The organism is Bacillus sp. 22483 (assembly GCF_052044605.1).
In the GTDB taxonomy this organism is placed as follows: Bacteria; Bacillota; Bacilli; order Bacillales; family Bacillaceae; genus Bacillus; species Bacillus altitudinis.
In genome coordinates, this window is record NZ_JBQENU010000001.1 from 148,981 (window position 1) to 168,846 (window position 19,866).

Below are 19,866 nucleotides of genomic sequence, written 5' to 3' on the forward strand. Positions count from 1 at the left end.
TCGATTCATACATATTGAATTCAATGACGGACCCGAGTACGTTAAAAAGCTGTTGCAGAGAGAGGCTTTGTTTGCTGAGAAAAGCCTTATCAGACCTTTAACGGAAGCTAGTCCCGAGTGCAGATAAACACTGCCGCTCTCTTCCGGCGTTATCGGATGTGAAGGTGATAGACGCATATGTCTATAATCAGGGTGGTACCGCGAGAGCATCTCGTCCCTGTGTAAGTAGTTTTTTGCTTGCATAGGGCGGGATGTTTTTTCGTTTGTGTGAAGATTGAGGAATAAAAAAAGGAGGATTTATGATGAAAACTTTAACTTCAGCTCAAGTACGTCAAATGTTTTTAGATTTTTTTAAAGAAAAAGGACATGCTGTCGAACCGAGTGCGTCTCTCGTACCGCATGACGATCCAACACTTTTATGGATTAACAGCGGGGTGGCAACATTAAAGAAATACTTCGATGGCCGCGTCGTGCCTGAGAATCCGCGTATTTGCAACGCACAAAAATCAATTCGTACAAATGACATTGAAAATGTAGGGAAAACAGCACGCCATCATACGTTTTTTGAAATGCTGGGCAACTTCTCTATTGGAGACTATTTCAAAGAAGAGGCAATCGAATGGGCTTGGGAATTCCTCACAAGTGACGAGTGGATTGGCTTTGATTTGAATCTGTTATCTGTAACAGTACATCCAGAGGATGAAGAAGCGTATGTTCTTTGGAGAGATAAAATTGGTGTCCCTGAGGAACGAATTATTCGTCTAGAGGGCAACTTCTGGGATATTGGCGAGGGGCCAAGTGGTCCGAATACCGAAATTTTCTATGATCGCGGCGAAGCATATGGCAACGACATGAACGACCCTGAATTATATCCAGGCGGAGAAAATGAACGTTATCTAGAAGTATGGAATCTTGTTTTTTCTGAATTTAACCATAATCCAGATGGTACATACACACCGCTTCCGAAGAAAAACATTGATACAGGAATGGGTCTTGAGCGTATGGTCTCTGTGATTCAAAACGTACCGACGAACTTTGATACAGACCTGTTCATGCCGATTATTCGTGCAGTAGAAACGATTTCTGGAGAAAGCTATGGGGAGTCAAAAGAAAAAGACACAGCATTTAAAGTCATTGCTGACCACATTCGTACTGTTGCCTTTGCCGTCAGTGACGGAGCACTTCCTTCTAATGAAGGCCGAGGTTATGTGTTAAGACGTTTGCTGCGCCGTGCTGTGCGTTATGCAAAAACGATCCATATCCACCGTCCATTTATGTATGACCTAGTTCCAGTTGTTGCGGAGATCATGAAGGATTTCTATCCAGATGTTCAAGCAAAAGAAGAATTTATTGCAAAAGTGATCAAAAATGAAGAAGAGCGTTTCCATGAGACACTGAATGAAGGGTTAGCCATTTTATCAGAAGTGATCAAAAAAGAACGAGACAATGGCAGCTCACAAATTTCCGGTAAAGATGTGTTTAAGCTCTATGACACATATGGATTCCCGGTCGAACTTACAGAAGAATATGCAGAAGATGAGAACATGACAGTCGATCGTGAAGGCTTCCAGCTAGAAATGGAGAAGCAGCGTGAACGTGCAAGAAATGCCAGACAAGATGTAGGTAGTATGCAGGTTCAAGGCGGGGCTTTAGGCGATATTAAAGCAGAAAGTACGTTTGTGGGCTACGAAAATTTAACTGCAGATGCTCGTATTATCGAATTGCTTCAAAACGGTGAAATTGTTACAGAAGCTCACGAAGGGGAAACGGTGCAAATTTTATTAGATGAAACACCTTTCTATGCGGAAAGCGGCGGACAAGTGGCGGATAAAGGAACGTTAAAAAGTGCCGAAGCGATCATTGATATCAAAGATGTGAAAAAGGCACCAAACGGCCAGCATGTCCACGAAGGAATCGTCGTAAGTGGTACGGTTCAAAAAGGCATTGAAGTCACTGCAGAAGTCGAATCAGCGCTTCGAAAAGGCATTGTGAAAAATCACACAGCGACACATCTTTTGCACCAAGCGCTAAAAGATGTATTGGGCAGCCACGTTAACCAAGCGGGTTCACTTGTGAATGAAAACAGACTTCGCTTTGACTTTTCTCACTTTGGACAAGTAACAAAAGAAGAATTGTCACAAATTGAAAAAATCGTCAACGAAAAGATTTGGGAAGGCATTTCGGTTGCCATTGACCTGAAACCAATTGCTGAAGCAAAAGAAATGGGCGCAATGGCGCTGTTTGGCGAGAAGTATGGCGATATTGTCCGTGTGGTGCAAGTAGGTGATTACAGCATCGAGTTATGCGGAGGCTGTCATGTTCAAAACACTGCGGAGATCGGATTGTTTAAAATTGCATCTGAATCGGGTATTGGTGCTGGAACACGCCGTATTGAGGCTGTAACAGGTAAAGGTGCTTATGAAGAATTAAATGATCAGCTTGCGATTTTAGAAAAGGCAGCTAATGAACTGAAATCAAATACAAAAGATGTACCAAAACGCATCGCTTCCTTGCAGGCTGATTTAAAAGAAGTTCAAAGAGAAAACGAATCACTTCTTGCGAAATTAAGTCAAGCAGAAGCTGGCTCTATTTTAGAAAAAGTCATCGAAGTTGGCGGAGTGAACGTGTTAACTGAAAAAGTAAACGCCAAAGACATGAACCATTTAAGAACGATGGTTGATGACTTAAAAGCGAAATTAGGTTCAGCTGTCATCGTACTTGGTGCCGTTCAAAATGGAAAAGTCAACATTTCAGCCGGTGTGACGAAAGACGTTATTGAAAAAGGTCTTCATGCAGGAAAACTTGTGAAGCAGGCAGCTGAAATTTGCGGCGGAGGCGGAGGCGGACGCCCAGATATGGCACAAGCAGGCGGGAAACAGCCAGAAAAGCTTGAAGAAGCACTGGCAACTGTCGAAGAATCTGTCAAATCCGTTTTATAATCAGTCAATGTAGTGTAGAATAATGGTATTAGATGAGCGGTTAGAAAAAAGCTTGCTAGTAGAATGTTGGAAGAGAGGTGCAAGAAGCAGTGAGTTCATTTGATAAGACAATGAAGTTTAACTTCTCTGATGATTCAGCTGAAACCAATGTGAATGAAGTGCTCATAACAGTTTATGACGCACTCCAAGAAAAAGGATACAACCCGATCAATCAAATTGTCGGATACTTGCTGTCAGGCGACCCTGCTTATATTCCAAGACATCAGGATGCACGCAACCTAATTCGTAAACTAGAACGAGACGAATTAATTGAGGAATTGGTTAAATCGTACTTAGAGACACATAAAGAGGCGTAAAACATGAGAATTTTAGGCTTAGATTTAGGCACGAAAACCCTTGGTGTGGCAATCAGTGATGAAATGGGATGGACAGCTCAAGGGATTGAAACCATTAAAATTGATGAAGCAGGCGGAGACTTTGGTCTCAGTCGCCTGTCTGAGATCGTCTCGCAATATGGAACGGATAAAATTGTACTTGGTTTTCCAAAAAATATGAACGGTACGGTCGGTCCAAGAGGCGAGGCCAGCCAATCATTTGCGAAAGTGTTAGAAAACACGTACAATGTTCCTGTTGTGCTTTGGGACGAGCGTCTGTCAACGATGGCAGCAGAAAAAATGCTCATCTCTGCAGATGTGAGCAGACAAAAGCGTAAAAAAGTCATTGATAAAATGGCGGCTGTTATGATCCTTCAAGGGTACTTAGACAGCTTAAATTAAAATGAGGTGAATCAAATGGAACACGGAGAAAAGCAAATTACAATCGTTGATGATAATGGAAATGAGCAGCTTTGCGAAGTACTATTTACTTTTGAAAGCGACCATTTTAACAAATCATATGTTCTTTACTACCCAATTTCTGAACAAGATAACGAAGAAATTGAAATTCATGCATCAAGCTTCACACCAAACGAAGACGGTGAAGATGGCGAATTAGAGCCAATTGAAACGGATGAAGAGTGGGACATGATTGAAGAAACGTTAAATACGTTCTTAGATCAAGAAGACGAAGAAGAATAGAACGAATAAAAGGCCTGTGAACATGATCTCTGTGATCTTTCTTCACAGGTCTTTTTTACATTCTATATGTAAACTATTATTGAAATTTAGTTGACATATATCACTCGACCTTTTACGCTATTTTTATCAAAAACATCGAGTGAGGGGTATGAAAATTGAAAATTCACGATATGATGCAAATGGCATTCATGACAGCAGTTATTGGGATGTTAGGATTGATTCCGCCTATTTTTCTTGCGTTTACACCTGTACCAATCACCTTACAAACCGCAGGTCTTTTGCTTGCTGGAGGGCTGTTAAAACCAAAGCAAGCCCTGATTAGTTTACTTCTGTTTCTTCTAATAGTGGCAGCAGGCGCACCTCTTTTATCTGGAGGGAGAGGTGGAATAGGGGTCTTTTTTGGGCCAAGTGGTGGTTTTTTACTTGCTTATCCAGTGGCTGCCTTTATGATCAGCCTGTGGCTGAACCAGCTGAAGAAAGTGACGGCCTTACGACTATTTTTGATCTATGCGGTATGCAGTATCGGGATATTATATATAGGTGGAATTCCCTTTCAAGCCATGATGATGCATATAAAGATCACGCAAGCAGCTCTGTTCAGCGTCATTTATTTACCGGGTGATCTGATCAAAGCAGGGATATGTGCCGTCTTCACGGTGAAAATCATTCAAGCGATGTCATATCGAAAAAGGGACTTCCATAGAGGGAGGCGAGCAGTTTGATGAGAATAACGGAAAGCTATGCAGCTCATGCAAAAGTGAAGCCAGATCAGATGGCGATCATAGATGAAAAAGAGCAGATCACTTATGAAGAATGGCATGAGCATGTGAAGTCATCTGCACAATGGTTAAAAGAAACGCCTCATCAGCAAAAAAGAGTCGCTTTTTTATTATCAAATGGTGTTCCGTTTCTCCAACTATTTGCTGGCGCAGCTTCTGCAGGATGGACAGCGGTGCCTCTTGATCCGCGGTGGAGTGATAAGGAATGCGCGGAAAAGCTCTTATTAAGCGAGGCAGACCTTGTCATTGTGGAAGATCGATATATCAAAAGAATTGAAAAGTACAAGCTGGATATGCCAGTGCTCTCTTTATCTGAATGGAAAGAAAAAATCAGTCTCAGCATAAACGTTCAATCGAACAAAAGTAATACGGAGGAAGATCCTGCTTTTTATATGGGTTTTACTTCAGGATCAACGGGATCGCCCAAAGCCTTTATAAGACGCCAGCAGTCATGGATCGAGAGCTTTCAAATGACAGCTTCCGTCTTTGGGATCACACATCAAGACCATGTACTGATTTTAGGCACACTTTTATCCTCTCATTTTTTATACGGTGCGATCAGCACACTTTATTTCGGGGGCACCGTGACATTGTTAGAAAAATTTGTGCCAGAGAAAGCAAAGAAAACCTTAGAGAAAGGAGACATCACGGCTATTTATACGGTTCCGACCATGACAGAATCGTTACTGCAAATGGATGCTTTCGGAAAGAATCCGCTTCTTGTCCTGTCTTCTGGTGCAGATTGGGGAAACTCTTCAAAAAAACAGCTCGTCAACCGCTATCCTCACATCACATTTTTTGATTTTTATGGAACATCAGAATTGAGTTTTGTCTCCTATTTATCTTCAGATGACTTTTTGCAAAAGCCTACTTCTGTCGGAAAGCCTTTTCCTTCTATTCAGGTTGAAGTCAGGAGGGCAGATCAAACCGTTTGCAAGCCAAATGAAATAGGGAGAATTTATGTGAAAAGCCCAGTGTCTTTTTCAGGCTATTTACAAGATGAAAAGCCGCCCGAAGAGTGGCTGACCGTATATGACATGGGGTGGCTCGACGAGGATGGTTACTTGTATATGAGCGGCCGCGAGAATGGCATGATTGTCTATGGGGGACTGAATATTTTTCCAGAGGAAATTGAGCGTGTGCTGAATGAACAGCCAGAGGTGAATCGGTCAATCGTGATTGGACTTCCTGATCCATATTGGGGCGAAATCCCTGTTGCCATTATTGAGAATGTACAGCAAACAAAAACCATTCGGCAAGCGGTAAAAGAAACATTAGCGGCATACAAAGTACCAAAAAAATGGCTCGTCACGGACAAAATGATCGAAACATCAGGAGGGAAAATCGCTCGTGCCAGTATGAAAAAATGGGCGGAGGAACAATTATCATGCAAGCCGTGATTGTACAAGCGAAGCGGACGCCCTTCGGTGAGAAAAATGGAATGTTGAAGGATTACCGGCCAGAGCATCTAGCTGCGCCCTTGATCCAGCATTTTTCAAACGTGACCAAGCCAGATGACATCATTTTAGGCAATGTCGTCGGGGGTGGTGGCAACATTGCCCGTCTGTCCTCGTTAGAAGCAGGGCTTTCATTACATACTCCGGGTATGACCATTGATAGGCAGTGTGCTTCCGGTCTTGAAGCCATTAGAACGGCGTGCATCATGATTCAGTCGGGGGAGGGATCAATGTATATCGCTGGTGGAACGGAAAGCATTTCTCGGTCACCAATGAAAGAAAGGGCCCGCTTTTCTCCAGAGTGGATAGGGGACCCTCATATGGGGGAAGCGGCAGAGCTGACGGCGTCGAGATTTTCAGTTGCGAGACAAGAGCAAGATGACTATGCACTTTTAAGCTGGGAACGAAGTATAACCGCATTCAAGCAAGGAACGTATTCAGAAGAAATTGTTCCGATTAGTGGGATGAGTACAGATGAAGCGGCAGCTAAAATAAGACCGATTGCAAGCTTGATAAAGCGGGCAAAACCTGTCTTTTTACCAGGCAAAGGTACTGTGACTGTGACCAATAGCTGTAAAGAAGCAGATGGTGCAGCTGCCGTCGTTGTGATGGAAAGAGCGGAAGCGGAGGCAAAAGGCTTCAGCCCTATGCTGCGGTATATCGGGAGTGCCGTGACCGCTATGGACCCGCATTATCCTGCTGCTTCACCAATTGATGCAATCAAGAAACTTTTACATAAAGAACAGGTGAAGATAGAAGATGTTGCACTTTTTGAAATCAATGAAGCGTTTGCGCTCAAAGTAGTACTCATTGCCCGGACACTAGGTATTCCTTATGACCGTATCAATAAAAGAGGCGGTGCGCTTTGTCTTGGGCATCCATATAGCGCCTCGGGAGCTGCTATGATGGTGAGACTGTTTTACGAAGCCCGCGCCTTACCGAATGGAAGTTATGTCATGGCTGCAATTGGCAGTGGAGGCGGTGTCGGTTTAGCCGCACTATGGCAAGTTCTGTCATGACATGCATGAGCAAGTAATTGCCGAACTCCGTCGAATCATGTACTATAAAAGCTAGATGTGAGGAGGGCCATGCATGTTTTCAGAACAAAAGAAACGACCATTTTTTAAACGGAAAATGGGGATCGTCCTGTTATCTGTACTTGCTGTGATCATCATTGCAGCATTATCAGGTTTTTTATATGTAAAATCAGCACTCGGGCCGGTCGATCAAAAAAGCAAACAAACCATTAATATTCATATTCCAAATGGGACATCTGTCAGTGGAATTGCGAGCATTTTAAAAGAAAAAGAGCTGATTTCAAATGACACGATTTTCACTTACTATGCAAAGTACAAAAAAGCGTCAGGCTTTAAAGCGGGCTATTTTCATCTCAAACAAACAATGGATGCGGATCAGCTAATTCAAAAGCTGACATCTGGCGGGACAGACTACGCATTTCAGCTTGTGATACCTGAAGGGAAACAGTTGTCTGATATTGCAGCTATTATCGCAAACCAGACGAATTTTTCAGCGAAGGAAGTTGAAGCGAAGCTGGATGATCCAGCCTTTATTAAAAAATTAATGAAAAAATACCCGAAAACGGTGACATCACAAGTGAACGGGAAACAGGTCAAGCATCCGTTAGAGGGATATTTATTCCCGGCGACGTATCCGTTTTATCGTGAGGATGAATCACTTGAAACCATCATTGACACGATGATTAAACAAACAGATCAATATGTGAAAACGTATGAAAAGGACATGAAAAAGAGAAAGATGTCCATCCATGATGTCCTAACGATGGCATCCCTGATAGAAATGGAAGCAACCGAAAAAACAGACCGGTCAAAAATCTCAAGTGTGTTTTATAACCGGTTGAAAAAGGACATGCCGCTTCAAACAGATCCAACCGTTCTTTATGCGCTTGGCGAGCATAAGTCCCGTGTTTATTACAAAGATTTAAAAGTGAAATCACCTTATAATACGTATACAAACAAAGGGCTGCCGCCTGGACCTATTGCCAATGCTGGAGAATCTTCTTGGAAAGCAGCACTCCATCCAGAGAAAACAGATTTTGTTTACTTCCTAGCAAAGAAAAATGGCGAAGTCGTCTTTACGAAAACGTTAAATGAGCACAACAAAGCGAAAGCGAAATACATCACAGGCAGCAACTAGCGCTCATGTGAAAGGAAAAAGACTGTAGACAATGGTGAAATTGCCTGCAGTTTTTTTCGTTGTTATATCCATTTTATAGGTTCGCAATTACCACATCTTTGTGGTAAAATATATCGGGTTGTTTTTACTTAGATGAACGAAAGATTGACGAGAAAGAGAGCTGCAATAGGCAGGACTCTTCTTTTTCAGGTCATGAAGGAGCTAGACATATAATGACAATCGAAGATGATCAAATAAATGATTATATTGAAGATTTAATTGAGCCGAGTCCTGATGCCATCGCTCAATTAGAGGAGTATGCGAAAGAGCATCATGTGCCAATCATGGAAAAGGTGAGCATTGAACTGTTATTGCAGCTGCTTTCTTTGAAAAAACCGAAGAAGATTCTTGAGGTTGGGACAGCGATTGGCTATTCAGCGATTCGAATGGCTGAAGCTCTGCCAGATGCTGAAATCTATACGATTGAGCGAAATGCAAAACGTTATGAGGAAGCGACACGGAATATTGAAGAATTACATTTCAAAGATAGAATTCACGTGTTTTTTGGCGATGCGATCGAATCAGCTAAAACGGTTCAGACGATGGCGCCCTATGATGTGATCTTCATTGATGCGGCAAAAGGTCAGTATCAACGCTTTTTTGAGCTGTTTGAACCGATGCTGTCCGATGACGGAATGATTATTACAGACAACGTATTATTTAAAGGCTTAGTTGCGACAAATTATGAAGAAGAAATTGAAGATAAACGAAAAAAACAATTAATAGGCAAAATTGATCGATACAATCAATGGCTGATGTCAAATCCTGACTACCAAACGTGTATCATTCCAGTTGGAGATGGGATCGCCATTAGTACAAAAAGAGGTGACCAATCATGAAAAAACCAGAATTGCTTGTGACGCCAAGCAAGGTGTCGGATGTACTGCCGCTCATTGAAGCGGGTGCTGACGCATTTTTAATAGGTGAACAAACATATGGAATCCGTCTTGCAGGTGAGTTTTCAAGAGAAGATGTGAAACAAACGGTTCAACTCGCACATGCACATCACAAAAAAGTATATGTCGCCATGAATGCGATTTTTCATAATGACCGTGTGGCACTGCTTGGAGATTATTTAACCTTTCTCGATGGGTTAAACGTGGATGGTGTCGTTTTTGGAGATCCGGCAGTGATCATGGCCGCAAAAGAAACAGGTGTCAACTTGAATTTGCACTGGAGTACAGAAACAACTGGGACAAACTATTACACTTGTAACTACTGGGGCAGAAAAGGCGCAACACGTGCTGTTCTTGCCAAAGAACTCAATATGGATAGTGTGATTGATATCAAAGAAAACGCTGAAGTGGAGATTGAAATTCAAGTCCACGGCATGACTTGTATGTTTCAATCGAAACGGACACTTGTTGGCAACTATTTTGAATATCAAGGCAAACAAATGGACGTGGAAGGAAGAAATATGGAAGAAGGTCTATTCCTTCACGACCAGGAGCGTCAAAACAAATATCCTATTTTTGAGGATGAAAATGGCACACACATTATGAGTCCAAATGATGTATGTATGATTGATGAATTAGAAGAATTTGTCGACGCAGGCATTGACTCATTTAAAATTGACGGAATTTTAAAGTCACTTTCTTATATGACAGAGGTGACATCCCTCTATCGAAAAGCCATTGATTTACTAGTGACTGATAAGGAAGCCTATGAAGATCAGAAAGATGAATGGGTGGAGCGTATTGAAGATATCCAGCCTGTCAACCGCTCAATCGATACAGGATTCTTCTTTAAAGAAACGGTTTATTAAGATAAAAGGAGGCAGAGGAAATGGCACTTTTAAAAGATGGAATTTCTGAAGTGATCGATGGAAAACGTGTCATTACAAAAAAACCAGAACTGCTAGCGCCAGCAGGTAACTTAGAAAAACTAAAAATTGCTGTGCATTATGGAGCAGACGCTGTTTTTATTGGTGGGAAAGAATTTGGACTTCGTTCAAATGCAGATAACTTTTCAATTGAAGAAATGGCAGAAGGTGTTGCATTTGCGAACAAATACGGTGCTCGCATTTATGTGACAACGAATATTTTCGCCCACAACGAAAACATGGACGGGCTGGAAGAATATCTTCAAGGGATTGAAGGAGCGGGTGTAGCGGGAATTATTGTGGCTGATCCACTCATCATCGAAACATGCAAACGAGTAGCTCCAAAACTTGAAGTTCACTTGAGCACACAGCAATCTCTTTCAAATTGGAAAGCTGTGCAGTTTTGGAAGGAAGAAGGGCTTGAGCGTGTGGTCCTTGCACGTGAAACAAGCGCTCTAGAGATTAAAGAAATGAAAGAAAAAGTGGATATTGAAATCGAAACGTTCATTCACGGTGCGATGTGTATTGCTTATTCTGGCCGCTGCGTGCTCAGTAACCATATGACAGCGAGAGATTCAAACCGCGGAGGCTGCTGCCAATCTTGCCGCTGGGATTATGACCTTTATAAACTAGAAGGCTCTGAGGAAGCGCCTTTATTCGGTGAAGAAGATGCACCATTTGCGATGAGTCCAAAAGATTTAAAACTCATCGAATCCATACCGCAAATGATCGAAATGGGAATTGACAGCTTAAAGATTGAAGGACGAATGAAGTCCATTCATTATGTAGCAACAGTTGTCAGTGTCTATCGTAAAGTCATTGATGCTTACTGTGCGGATCCAGACAATTTCGTCATTCAACAAGAATGGCTCGATGAATTAGACAAATGTGCCAATCGTGACACGGCTCCTGCCTTTTTTGAAGGTGTACCAGGAACGGATGAACAAATGTTTGGCATTCATGGAAAGAAAACGACCTTTGATTTCGTCGGTCTTGTACTTCATTATGATGAACAAGAACAAATTGTCACATTACAGCAGCGTAATTTCTTTAAAGCTGGCGACGCAGTTGAATTTTTCGGTCCAGAAATCGAAAATTTCACATGTAAGATTGAGACGATTTGGGACGAAAAAGGGAACGAAATCGATGCCGCTCGTCATCCACTGCAAATTGTGAAATTTAAGCTTGATCAAAAAGTATACCCTAGCAACATGATGAGAAAGGGGAAATAACCGGCACATGGGGAAAAAACCAGTGGTGATTGGAATCGCTGGCGGCTCGGGTTCAGGTAAAACGAGCGTCACCAATTCCATTTACGAAAAATTTAAAGGACATTCAATCCTCATGCTTCAGCAAGATTTATATTATAAAAATCAAAGTCATATGCCATTTGAAGAGCGCCTGCTGACCAATTATGATCATCCGCTTGCATTTGACAATGACCTGATGATTGAGCATGTAGAAGCGCTGCTAAAGTACGAGTCCATTGAAAAACCGATTTATGATTTTAAACTAAACACACGTTCAGAAGAGACGGTACATGTTGAACCCAAAGATGTCATCATCGTTGAAGGAATCTTTGCTCTTGAAAACGAACGTCTAAGAAACTTAATGGATATTAAACTGTATGTGGATACTGATGCAGATCTTCGGATCATTCGCCGTATTTTACGTGATACGAAAGAAAGAGGCAGATCGATTGATTCCGTGATTGAACAATATGTATCTGTCGTCAGACCGATGCACAATCAATTCATTGAACCGTCAAAACGATACGCGGATATCATCATCCCAGAAGGCGGTCAAAATCATGTGGCCATTGATCTCATGGTGACAAAAATTCAAACGATTCTTCAAAACCGCGGAGAGTAAATGGTGGAGAAGAACAAAGACCTTTACGACGTAAAGGTCTTTTCAACATCATGCTCTTGTAGTCAATACTTTAGTAATGGCTAGTCCGAAATCATCGGTGAGCATTGTAAGAAACAGCCCTCTGAATAAAAGATTTGATATGATAGGAAAACAATGCTGCGAAATGAAGACAGGAAAATCACGATGGGATGCTGAAAGTTTCAGTTATTCCTGCTTTGTAAAAGTATATTAAAAAAACGACAAACAAATCATCACAAATTTTCAAACAATTCTTGATCAAAATGCAATTTTGTAATAATATAGCATAGACATATCGTACACTGACCATATTATGTATTGGAAGATGGAGAATGGATAAGCTATTCTTCTACATATGATCGAAATGGCCGAACGAGGTACAGGAGCTTCCTGTGCCTTTCCACAGTTTGTGCGATGAAGATAATACATCATCATGAGACCGCTGCTGTTCCTGCCTAATAAAAAGGCATAATAGTTGCATCTAAAAGGGACGCCATGTAAGATGGACTTTTACGAATATGGGACAGAAGGAATGAGGGCCGGAATATGTCCTCATTCTTGTATATTTCAGTCGTCACTCACATGCAGAAAGCTTGTATGATGAGGATTAATAGAAGGAGTGAATGATTCATGGCACAAGAGAAAGTATTTCCAATGACAGAAGAAGGAAAGCGCAAATTAGAAGAAGAGCTTGAATATTTGAAAACGGTTAAACGTAAAGAGGTTGTAGAGCGTATTAAAATCGCTAGAAGTTTTGGAGACCTCTCTGAAAACTCGGAATATGATTCTGCTAAAGAAGAGCAAGCGTTTGTAGAAGGTCGTATTACAACGCTTGATAATATGATTCGTAATGCCAAAATTATTGAAGATGAAGGTAACTCAAATATTGTTTCACTCGGTAAAACGGTGACATTCGTTGAATTACCAGACGGTGAAGAAGAGTCTTATACGATTGTAGGAAGTGCAGAAGCTGATCCGTTTGAAGGCAAAATTTCAAACGATTCACCAATTGCAAAAAGCCTTTTAGGCAAACAAGTAGACGACAAAGTCACGGTTCAAACACCTGGCGGAGAAATGTTCGTCCAAATTGTAAAAATTTCATAATTACGTTTATACGATAAACACCTCGTCCACAATAGGGACGAGGTGTTTTTATGCTGAAAACAAGAAGAATCCAATGGACAGGTGTCATTATTTTTATCTTATTGCTCGGTCTCCTATTTAGACTAGCGGAAATTCAGTTGTTTTTCACGGAATCTTTTTCAAAGCTTGATATTAATTTGATCCAAGAAAGTGTCAGGCAGCGGACAGAAGAAGTAGTCATTTCAGACGGACGCGGCGAATTTTTAGATCGGAACGGCGAGGCACTTCTCACAAAAGAAGAGCCTGCAGTCATCATATTTCCTTTCCTGCAATATGACCTGCCTCACTTAAAACAAACCGCTTCTATACTTGAGATGGAAGAAGATGAATTGAAGAGCCAGCTGACAGAAACGAAGAAACCACTCATTTTAAAAGATGATATCACGAAAAAAAAGCTGAAAGACATCAATGATATGAAATATTCAGGTGTTTACGGCGTATATATGAAAGAGAAGGACAAAAAAAGACTTGCCCTCCACACATTAGGTTTCACAAGCGAGAATCCAGAACTCTTGAGAAAACGTTATCCGGACAAAAAAGAGCTTTCGATTCGCACTGAGATCGGTACATTCGGTTTGGAAAGTACATTTGACGAATTTCTATTACCAGAGCAAGACACAAAATTGTTATATCATGTGGACGGAAGGGGAAACCCTTTGTTTGGGATGGACGTCAAATATACAGCAGAAGCTCATTCGTTTTATCCGCTGCAAGTGCAGACAACTATGGACGAAGACATGCAGAGGAAAATGGAGAATGTTCTCAAAGCGCAAGGTGTTGAAAAAGGCGGAGCGGTTCTGCTCGACATTCAAAATAGCAGTGTGCTGGCGATGGCGAGTGTTCCAAATGTGACCAGCAAAAACCGGCATGAGGCAAGAAATTACATGCTGACCGCAATGGCTCCCGGTTCTGTATTTAAAACGGTCGTACTTGCCGCAGCGATTGAAAAAAACTTGAACCAGCCACAAACGATGTATGATTGTCGAAAGAATTTATATGGAGAGCCAGAAGGAAAGCAGGAAGTACTGAATTTGTCTGAAAGCTTTGCGCAAAGCTGTAATTATACATTTGCGACACTCGCTGAGCAGCTCATCCAAACAGATGATCAAATCATTGAAAAGACAGCTTCAAAGCTTGGGCTTGTGGATCGAGCCGGTTGGGAAGGGGATGTATACCATAAGCAACAATTCAAACAGTTTGATCGTGAAGAAACAGGCAGTGTGTGGGGAGATAAAAGAGACAAGCATGTCAAAAAAGCCATTGCGCAAACGGCGATTGGTCAAAAAAATGTCAAAACAACCCCCTTACAAATTGCCAATATGATGGCAACGATTGCAAGGGGCGGAGAACGAAAAGAAGTGAGGATTGCAGATAAAGTGATGTATCAAAACGGAACAACGATGCTATCCTTTCAAAACAAACGACCTGATGGTGACAGTATTGACCGCTATACAGCTCAAACCTTGCAAAAGTACTTAAGGCAGGTGGTGACCTCTGACAAAGGAACAGGAAGAAGATTTCAAGACCTGCCGTTCCATATAGCAGGGAAATCAGGCACTGCCCAAACCGGCAGCAAAGATAAACAGGGGAATCCACTTTATCACAAGTGGTTTGCCGGATACTTTCCGGCAGAAAAACCAAAATACGCTCTGGTTGTTGTTCACCTTGATGAGGAAAGTGGCCGGGCTAAGACAAATGAAGCGTTTTATGATATTGTAAAAAAGGTCAATGAAATTGAAAAGAAACAGACATAGAACATCCCTTCATGTCATGTTAGAATAGTAACGACTTAGGGAACAGAGGCAAAGGAGTGCAGAGATTTTGAGTAGAAATTCTCGATTTGAACATCGTGATAAGCGCAGAAAGGCGAATATGGTGCTTAACATATTAATTGGTATCGTTGTGGTGCTTATTTTGGTTGTCGCATCGAGTTTGTTAATTTTTAATAGACCACCGAAAGATGTAGCCAACGAACCATCAAAAACAGCACCTGCATCGAGTGAAAATAAACAAAACTCAGAAGAAGATGTGAAAGATCAAAAGAAAGACACATCCGATGATGCGGATGCAAAAAAAGACGATTCATCTGACAAAAAAGACGATACAAAGAAAACAGATGAAGAAGAAGAGCCAAACAAAGATGCGTTAAAAGACGCCACAGAAACAGATGGCGGTAAAACAAGTGACGTAGATAAAACATATGAAAACGATAACTGGGAGCCTGTAGGAACAGAGCAATCGGGATCACATACAGCAACCTATGATGCTAACTCAAAAGACTGGAAAGAAATGATCAAAGCCATGTCCTATGCGACAGGAATCTCAGAAGACCAAATGACTGTTATTTGGTTAGGAAATAACGGAGGACCTCAAGATGCAAAAGGAACCATCCGTGATAAATCAACAGGTGAACGCTACCGTGTAGAAATTACGTGGGTGGATGAAAAAGGCTGGAAACCTGTGAAGGTTGAAAAATTAAAATAAAATAAAAAAGATGCATGCAAAAAGGCTAAAATGAACTTCATTTTAGCCTTTTTCTTCTTTTCAGCGTGATAGAAAACCTTTGCAGTCTAGAAAGGACTAGCACCGGCGCATAGACCTGACTGCCTACACGCTGATCTTTTTTTATGAGATATTCGCTTTAAAATGAACAACTGCTGTATACAAAATCTTATCATCAATGACAGTTGTTTGATGACTTACAGAATGAACAGTCAGCAAGATCGCCTGATTATGTTCAATTTGTTTTTGGATCTTTTGTTCAAGTTCTTTTAAAGACGTTGCTTCAAAAAATTCAATTTTGTCCTTTAAAAAATCCAGTTGAAAATCCATTTCATTCATCCCTCCATGCTCTAGATTCATCATAATCTCTCCCATTCAAAAGGGCAAATATTTTTCTACCCCGCCCAGTATTTTTTAGTAGGAAAGAATCAGAAGATGTGGTAGGATAGGAACTGTTCGACGGAATAAAACATACTATACGGATAGGAATAAATAGATAAAGTGGAGGGAAAGAAAAATGGGACGTGAGTTTCTTTCTTTATTTGATCATTGGGCTGAATCTTATGATGACACGGTAAGTGGTCATGACGAGCAGTATAAAGAAGTGTTTCGCCGGTATCCGGCCATTCTAAAAGAGATTACTCGCCGTGCAGGTCAACATGTCATTGAGTTTGGAAGCGGCACAGGAAACCTAACGGCGGCACTGCTTCAAGCAGATAAGAAAGTGTTTGGCATTGAACCTTCAGAGGCCATGAAGAAAGCGGCTCTTCAAAAAGGAATACCAGATGTATTTCATGACGGGGATTTTTTATCGTTTCCATCTCCACCTTTTGAGCCAGATACGATCGTCAGTTCATATGCTTTCCATCATTTAACGGACGACGAAAAAAAACAAGCCATCCACACCTATGGCAACATCCTTCCCTCAGGTGGTAAAATAGTCTTTGCTGATACAATGTTTCAAAATCAAGCAGCACATCAAGCTGAAACGAACAAAGCGAAAGCCGCTGGATTCGATCAGCTTGCAGAGGATTTAGAAACGGAATATTATCCATCCATAGGTGTGTTAAAGCAAATCTTTGAAGAAGAAGGTTTTAGCACATCTTTTCATCAAATGAATGATTTTGTGTGGATCGTAGAAGCGAAGAAAAGGGAATGAAAGGATGTTTTTGATTTGAAAATCGCAGTGATAGGTGCAATGGAAGAAGAAGTGACGATTTTAAGAGACCAACTAAAGAATGCCACACAAGAAAACATCGCTGGGTGTGAATTTACAACAGGTGTTTATGAAGATAAAGAAGTGATTTTATTAAAATCAGGGATTGGAAAAGTGAATGCAGCGGTCAGCACAACACTTCTGCTTGACCGCTTTCAGCCAGATTATGTGATCAATACAGGATCAGCTGGCGGTTTCCATCACTCATTAAATGTAGGTGATATTGTCATCTCTACTGATGTTAGACATCATGATGTGGACGTGACGATCTTTAATTACGAATATGGACAAGTGCCAGGATTACCAGCTGCTTTCATCGCAGATGATCAGCTTGTGAAGCTGGCAGAGGAATCTGCTTCAGAAATCGATCATATTCAAGTGGCAAAAGGAACGATTGCAACAGGAGATTCATTTATGGATGATCCTGGTCGTGTCGCGTTTGTGAGAGAGAAATTCCCAGAGCTGTATGCAGTGGAAATGGAGGCAGCTGCAGTTGCGCAAGTTTGCCATCTATTTGAAACGCCATTTGTGGTCGTTCGAGCGTTGTCAGATATTGCTGGGAAAGAATCCAATATCTCTTTTGATCAATTTCTAGAGCAAGCAGCGATTCACTCAACAGACCTTGTCCTGCGTATGATAAAGCAAACACAATAAAAGAAGGGGTTTCCCCCTTCTTTTCCATACAAAGGAAGGGATTTATATGGCTGTCATACATGATATTACGGAATTAATTGGCCACACACCGCTTTTAAAACTGTCAGGGATGGGTGTGCCGGCAGGTGTTGATGTTTATGCAAAACTTGAAATGATGAACCCAGGCGGAAGTATTAAGGATCGCTTAGGCGATATGCTGATTAAAGAAGCGCTGGCATCGGGCAAACTGCGCCCAGGCGGAACCATTATTGAAGCAACTGCAGGAAACACAGGCATCGGGCTTGCGCTAAGTGCAAGAAAACATCAATTGCATCCGATCTTCTGTGTACCAGAACATTTTAGTCAAGAGAAACAACAGCTCATGAAGGCGCTTGGTGCAGAGATTATTCATACACCAAGAAAAGATGGGATGAAGGGTGCGATTGATCGAGCCCTTGAACTAGAGGCAAGCCTTGACAATGCTTATTGCGTCTTGCAATTTAAAAACCAAGTAAATCCATTGACTTACTACAAAACACTCGGGCCAGAAATATGGTCTGACCTCCAGGGGAACATAGACGTGTTTGTAGCAGGAGCGGGCTCTGGCGGAACGTTTCAAGGCTGTGCTGCCTATTTAAAAGAGCAAAAAGAAGCGCTAAAAACAGTGATCGTGGAACCAGAAGGATCTATTTTAAATGGCGGAAAGCCGGGACCGCATAGAACGGAAGGAATTGGCCTTGAATTTATTCCAGATTATATGGAATCGACTTTATTTGACGAGATTTATACCGTCAGTGACGATGATGCTTTCCGAATGGTGAAAGAAGCAGCTGAAAAGGAAGGTGTTCTGCTCGGAAGCTCGTCTGGAGCCGCTCTATTTGCCGCTTTAGAGGAAGCGAAAAAGGCATCACCTGGGACAGTGATCGTGACCATTTTTCCTGATAGCAGTGAACGTTATTTAAGTAAAGGTATTTATGAGGGAGGAAAATAAAATGAAGCCAAAAACAATGATGATTCATAGTGGAATCACTGGGGATGAAAAAACAGGAGCCGTGTCTGTTCCCATTTACCAAGTCAGCACCTATAAGCAGCCTAAAGCAGGCGAGCACACTGGATATGAATATTCCAGAACTGCGAATCCAACAAGAACAGCACTGGAAACAGTCATTCGTGATCTTGAAGGTGGGGCAAACGGCTATGCATTCGGTTCAGGGATGGCTGCAATTACAGCCGTGATGATGCTGTTTAACAGCGGAGATCATATCGTACTGACTGATGACGTGTACGGCGGCACCTATCGTGTGATGACAAAGGTGCTCAACCGGATTGGCATTAAAGCCACATTTGTAGACACAAGTGATCCTGAAGCGGTGAAAAAAGCAATTTTACCAGAAACAAAAGCCGTCTATATTGAATCACCAACCAATCCATTGCTGAAAATGACCGATCTACAAGCCATAAGCCGGATCACAAAAGAAGCTGGCATCTTGATGATTGTCGATAATACGTTTTTTACCCCATATTTTCAAAAGCCGATTTCATATGGGGCTGACATTGTCTTGCACAGTGCCACAAAATATTTAGGCGGCCATAGTGATGTGGTGGGCGGACTTGTCGTGACAGCTACTGAAGAGCTTGGTGAAGAACTGCACTTTGTTCAAAATTCTACAGGCGGTATTCTTGGACCGCAAGATGCGTGGCTTCTAATGCGAGGGATGAAAACTCTCGGACTAAGAATGGAAGCACATCAACAAAACGCGCAGAAAATAGCTGAGTTTTTAGAACAGCATCCTGCGATTACACGTGTCTATTACCCAGGTTTAAGCGCTCACCCAGGTCATGAGCTTGCAAAAACTCAAGCAACAGGCTTTGGCGGTATGATTTCTTTTGATATTGGAAAAGAAGAAAATGTCGACGTGTTTTTAAGCCAATTGAAATTGTTTACAATCGCAGAAAGCCTAGGGGCGGTTGAAAGTTTAATCTCTGTTCCTGCTCGCATGACCCATGCATCGATTCCAAAAGAGCGCAGAGAAGAGCTTGGCATCACAGATGGTTTAATCCGTATTTCTGTCGGTATTGAGGATATTGATGACTTATTACATGATATTGAACAAGGGCTCGACGCAGTAACGAATGGATAGATTTACATGCCCCTCGCTTTCTCTCACTATGGTAAGCTATCAATAGACATTGAT

20 protein-coding genes and 1 other annotated feature are annotated in these 19,866 nt (G+C 41.7%); of the genes, 19 read left to right on the forward strand and 1 reads right to left on the reverse strand.

The genetic code is table 11. The features are described 5' to 3' along the window. Positions 1-14: 14 nt before the first annotated feature. Positions 15-222 (forward strand) — a binding site (T-box leader). An 80-nt stretch (positions 223-302) separates the two neighbouring features. The 15 genes from alaS to ACTJJQ_RS00805 all read left to right on the forward strand — a co-directional run bounded on the left by alaS (position 303) and on the right by ACTJJQ_RS00805 (position 15,804). Further along, on the forward strand, positions 303-2,939 hold the full coding sequence (alaS, locus tag ACTJJQ_RS00735) for an alanine--tRNA ligase (protein WP_440599864.1): 2,637 nt from the start codon (positions 303-305) through the stop codon (positions 2,937-2,939). Between the two features lie 89 nt (positions 2,940-3,028). Beyond that, positions 3,029-3,295: an IreB family regulatory phosphoprotein gene (locus ACTJJQ_RS00740; RefSeq protein ID WP_024718370.1), complete on the forward strand. Its 267-nt coding sequence runs from the start codon at positions 3,029-3,031 to the stop codon at positions 3,293-3,295. A 3-nt stretch (positions 3,296-3,298) separates the two neighbouring features. Then, complete coding sequence (gene ruvX, locus ACTJJQ_RS00745; RefSeq protein WP_003216519.1) at positions 3,299-3,715, forward strand: Holliday junction resolvase RuvX; 417 nt, start codon at positions 3,299-3,301, stop codon at positions 3,713-3,715. A gap of 15 nt (positions 3,716-3,730) precedes the next feature. Further along, entirely contained in the window at positions 3,731-4,015 is a 285-nt protein-coding gene (locus ACTJJQ_RS00750) for a DUF1292 domain-containing protein (RefSeq protein ID WP_017358102.1), read from the forward strand. 155 nt (positions 4,016-4,170) lie between these two features. Next, positions 4,171-4,737, forward strand: a complete 567-nt coding sequence (locus ACTJJQ_RS00755) for a biotin transporter BioY (protein ID WP_242730752.1) — start codon at positions 4,171-4,173, stop codon at positions 4,735-4,737. Then, positions 4,737-6,194 (forward strand): acyl-CoA synthetase, encoded by a 1,458-nt coding sequence (locus tag ACTJJQ_RS00760; protein WP_369456506.1) that lies wholly within the window; start codon positions 4,737-4,739, stop codon positions 6,192-6,194. The genes ACTJJQ_RS00755 and ACTJJQ_RS00760 overlap by 1 nt, the downstream gene beginning before the upstream one ends. Then, on the forward strand, positions 6,182-7,270 hold the full coding sequence (locus tag ACTJJQ_RS00765; protein ID WP_242730750.1) for an acetyl-CoA C-acyltransferase: 1,089 nt from the start codon (positions 6,182-6,184) through the stop codon (positions 7,268-7,270). Before ACTJJQ_RS00760 ends, ACTJJQ_RS00765 begins: the two co-directional genes overlap by 13 nt. A 73-nt stretch (positions 7,271-7,343) precedes the next feature. Next, positions 7,344-8,426 (forward strand): endolytic transglycosylase MltG, encoded by a 1,083-nt coding sequence (mltG, locus tag ACTJJQ_RS00770; RefSeq protein ID WP_440599865.1) that lies wholly within the window; start codon positions 7,344-7,346, stop codon positions 8,424-8,426. A 212-nt stretch (positions 8,427-8,638) separates the two neighbouring features. Beyond that, positions 8,639-9,304, forward strand: a complete 666-nt coding sequence (locus ACTJJQ_RS00775) for an O-methyltransferase (RefSeq protein ID WP_008342672.1) — start codon at positions 8,639-8,641, stop codon at positions 9,302-9,304. After that, a complete protein-coding gene (locus ACTJJQ_RS00780; RefSeq protein WP_160757496.1) occupies positions 9,301-10,230 on the forward strand; it encodes a peptidase U32 family protein in 930 nt (309 codons plus the stop codon). Before ACTJJQ_RS00775 ends, ACTJJQ_RS00780 begins: the two co-directional genes overlap by 4 nt. Before the next feature lie 20 nt (positions 10,231-10,250). Next, entirely contained in the window at positions 10,251-11,519 is a 1,269-nt protein-coding gene (locus ACTJJQ_RS00785) for a peptidase U32 family protein (RefSeq protein ID WP_025207695.1), read from the forward strand. 7 nt (positions 11,520-11,526) lie between these two features. Next, the gene (gene udk, locus ACTJJQ_RS00790; RefSeq protein WP_007501435.1) at positions 11,527-12,159 is read left to right on the forward strand and encodes a uridine kinase; all 633 of its coding nucleotides are present in this window, start codon (positions 11,527-11,529) and stop codon (positions 12,157-12,159) included. Between the two features lie 648 nt (positions 12,160-12,807). Then, positions 12,808-13,281, forward strand: coding sequence for a transcription elongation factor GreA (greA, locus tag ACTJJQ_RS00795; protein ID WP_007501433.1), 474 nt, complete (start codon positions 12,808-12,810; stop codon positions 13,279-13,281). A 50-nt stretch (positions 13,282-13,331) separates the two neighbouring features. After that, positions 13,332-15,074 (forward strand): peptidoglycan D,D-transpeptidase FtsI family protein, encoded by a 1,743-nt coding sequence (locus ACTJJQ_RS00800; RefSeq protein ID WP_440599866.1) that lies wholly within the window; start codon positions 13,332-13,334, stop codon positions 15,072-15,074. Positions 15,075-15,141: 67 nt separating this feature from the next. Further along, positions 15,142-15,804, forward strand: a complete 663-nt coding sequence (locus ACTJJQ_RS00805) for a YrrS family protein (RefSeq protein ID WP_113747145.1) — start codon at positions 15,142-15,144, stop codon at positions 15,802-15,804. A 141-nt stretch (positions 15,805-15,945) separates the two neighbouring features. Here the strand turns inward: ACTJJQ_RS00805 and ACTJJQ_RS00810 are convergent, their stop codons facing one another. Next, the gene (locus ACTJJQ_RS00810; RefSeq protein WP_026050117.1) at positions 15,946-16,152 is read right to left on the reverse strand and encodes a YrzA family protein; all 207 of its coding nucleotides are present in this window, start codon (positions 16,150-16,152) and stop codon (positions 15,946-15,948) included. A gap of 187 nt (positions 16,153-16,339) precedes the next feature. On the opposite strand from ACTJJQ_RS00810, the gene ACTJJQ_RS00815 reads away from it, so the two are divergent. Genes ACTJJQ_RS00815 through ACTJJQ_RS00830 form a run of 4 tightly spaced genes read left to right on the forward strand, consistent with a single transcriptional unit; the run spans position 16,340 to position 19,812 of the window. Further along, positions 16,340-16,981: a class I SAM-dependent DNA methyltransferase gene (locus ACTJJQ_RS00815; RefSeq protein WP_242730742.1), complete on the forward strand. Its 642-nt coding sequence runs from the start codon at positions 16,340-16,342 to the stop codon at positions 16,979-16,981. Positions 16,982-16,996: 15 nt separating this feature from the next. Further along, positions 16,997-17,692 carry a 5'-methylthioadenosine/S-adenosylhomocysteine nucleosidase gene (gene mtnN / locus ACTJJQ_RS00820; protein WP_019743016.1) on the forward strand — a complete coding sequence of 232 codons (696 nt, stop codon included), beginning with the start codon at positions 16,997-16,999 and terminating at the stop codon, positions 17,690-17,692. 46 nt (positions 17,693-17,738) lie between these two features. Next, positions 17,739-18,662 carry a PLP-dependent cysteine synthase family protein gene (locus ACTJJQ_RS00825; protein ID WP_024718360.1) on the forward strand — a complete coding sequence of 308 codons (924 nt, stop codon included), beginning with the start codon at positions 17,739-17,741 and terminating at the stop codon, positions 18,660-18,662. A gap of 1 nt (position 18,663) precedes the next feature. Further along, a complete protein-coding gene (locus ACTJJQ_RS00830; protein WP_008342652.1) occupies positions 18,664-19,812 on the forward strand; it encodes a bifunctional cystathionine gamma-lyase/homocysteine desulfhydrase in 1,149 nt (382 codons plus the stop codon). The last annotated feature ends 54 nt before the right edge of the window (positions 19,813-19,866 follow it).

Bases quoted from the DNA above. Each gene is read 5' to 3' on its own strand.
- alaS (WP_440599864.1), top strand. From the start codon at position 303: ATGAAAACTTTAACTTCAGCTCAAGTACGTCAAATGTTTTTAGATTTT.
- ruvX (WP_003216519.1), top strand. From the start codon at position 3,299: ATGAGAATTTTAGGCTTAGATTTAGGCACGAAAACCCTTGGTGTGGCA.
- ACTJJQ_RS00750 (WP_017358102.1), top strand. From the start codon at position 3,731: ATGGAACACGGAGAAAAGCAAATTACAATCGTTGATGATAATGGAAAT.
- ACTJJQ_RS00760 (WP_369456506.1), top strand. From the start codon at position 4,737: ATGAGAATAACGGAAAGCTATGCAGCTCATGCAAAAGTGAAGCCAGAT.
- ACTJJQ_RS00765 (WP_242730750.1), top strand. From the start codon at position 6,182: ATGCAAGCCGTGATTGTACAAGCGAAGCGGACGCCCTTCGGTGAGAAA.
- mltG (WP_440599865.1), top strand. From the start codon at position 7,344: ATGTTTTCAGAACAAAAGAAACGACCATTTTTTAAACGGAAAATGGGG.
- ACTJJQ_RS00775 (WP_008342672.1), top strand. From the start codon at position 8,639: ATGACAATCGAAGATGATCAAATAAATGATTATATTGAAGATTTAATT.
- ACTJJQ_RS00780 (WP_160757496.1), top strand. From the start codon at position 9,301: ATGAAAAAACCAGAATTGCTTGTGACGCCAAGCAAGGTGTCGGATGTA.
- ACTJJQ_RS00785 (WP_025207695.1), top strand. From the start codon at position 10,251: ATGGCACTTTTAAAAGATGGAATTTCTGAAGTGATCGATGGAAAACGT.
- udk (WP_007501435.1), top strand. From the start codon at position 11,527: ATGGGGAAAAAACCAGTGGTGATTGGAATCGCTGGCGGCTCGGGTTCA.
- greA (WP_007501433.1), top strand. From the start codon at position 12,808: ATGGCACAAGAGAAAGTATTTCCAATGACAGAAGAAGGAAAGCGCAAA.
- ACTJJQ_RS00800 (WP_440599866.1), top strand. From the start codon at position 13,332: ATGCTGAAAACAAGAAGAATCCAATGGACAGGTGTCATTATTTTTATC.
- ACTJJQ_RS00810 (WP_026050117.1), bottom strand. From the start codon at position 16,152: ATGGATTTTCAACTGGATTTTTTAAAGGACAAAATTGAATTTTTTGAA.
- ACTJJQ_RS00815 (WP_242730742.1), top strand. From the start codon at position 16,340: ATGGGACGTGAGTTTCTTTCTTTATTTGATCATTGGGCTGAATCTTAT.
- ACTJJQ_RS00825 (WP_024718360.1), top strand. From the start codon at position 17,739: ATGGCTGTCATACATGATATTACGGAATTAATTGGCCACACACCGCTT.
- ACTJJQ_RS00830 (WP_008342652.1), top strand. From the start codon at position 18,664: ATGAAGCCAAAAACAATGATGATTCATAGTGGAATCACTGGGGATGAA.